Below are 1,142 nucleotides of genomic sequence, written 5' to 3' on the forward strand. Positions count from 1 at the left end.
CTTGCTAAAAAAAGCAACATACACGTCACCCGGATTTTTAGCCTCTTGCCCTATTCTTCTTACTTCCTTATCAACTAGCTTATTCTGTTCTTCTAATGTTAGCTCCTGATCGGTCGATGTAGTTACTGCAGTGTCACTCGCTGTCTGGGATGGATCCGCCTGAACTGTGAAGCTCATAGAACCGAACATCAGGATGCCGCTTAATGTAGCAATTACTAATTTCATCGTTGTTTTCATTGGATGATTCTCCTTCTTCGTACAATTATGAGTATGTATTCACATATGTATAACAATCTTACCGTTCCATTTTGTGACAGGCTTCCAATGATTTCATGGAAAAAATAAAAAAACTCCCCCAAAGGAACTTAGCATTTAAGTTCCTTTGAAGGAGCCACTCACATTTTCCTATACATATTGCACATGCAGCACTTCATGAAATGAAGTTACATTACTTTGGACCGAAGCCCGCTTCTTCACGATTTCGACTTCGTTCGAACAGGAGGAAGCAGTTTCTTCATATTTACCGTCCGCGTCTTCTCCCATGTCTCTGGATCCGCCTCGTCGAACTGTTCCAAGAACGCAATGACTTCCTTCGTAATTGGCGTCGGCGTCGAAGCGCCGGAGGTTACCCCAACCTTCTTAACACCTCGCAGCCATTCCACATCCAGCTCAGACAAGTCTCCAATGCGGTACGCCGTCGTACCGGCAATCTCCTCTGACACCTGAGCAAGACGGTTCGAGTTATTGCTGCGCGGGTCGCCGACAACGATAACAAGATCGCATTCTCCCGCTTGCTCCGCCACTGCCGCCTGACGAACCTGTGTCGCCATGCAAATTTCGTTATGGATTTCGGCTGATGGGAATTTCTCAACCAATCGATTCATAATATGCTTAATGTCCCATTGGCTCATCGTCGTCTGGTTCGTAATAATAATCTTGTCTGTCGCCAGTTGAAGCGACTGAACTTCTTCTTCCCGCTCAATCAAATGAACGCTGTCTGGCGCAACACCGATTGCCCCTTCAGGCTCCGGATGTCCTTTCTTCCCGATGTAAATAACCTCGTAACCTTCCGCCGTCTTCTCGCGAATGAGATCATGCGTACGTGTTACATCCGGGCAAGTAGCATCGACAGTCGTAAGCCC

Annotated in this window: 1 protein-coding gene and 1 pseudogene; both read right to left on the reverse strand. The window is 46.8% G+C overall.

Annotated elements, in window-relative coordinates:
* Nucleotides 1-237, reverse strand: a pseudogene (locus AZ66_RS29240) (hypothetical protein); the annotation flags it as partial.
* 236 nt (nucleotides 238-473) lie between these two features.
* Nucleotides 474-1,142, reverse strand: a 669-nt coding sequence (gene ispH, locus AZ66_RS29245; protein ID WP_044358164.1) for a 4-hydroxy-3-methylbut-2-enyl diphosphate reductase, incomplete at its 5' end; no start/stop codon positions are given.

Source organism: Paenibacillus sp. E194 (assembly GCF_000935845.1).
In the GTDB taxonomy this organism is placed as follows: Bacteria; Bacillota; Bacilli; order Paenibacillales; family Paenibacillaceae; genus Paenibacillus_B; species Paenibacillus_B alvei_B.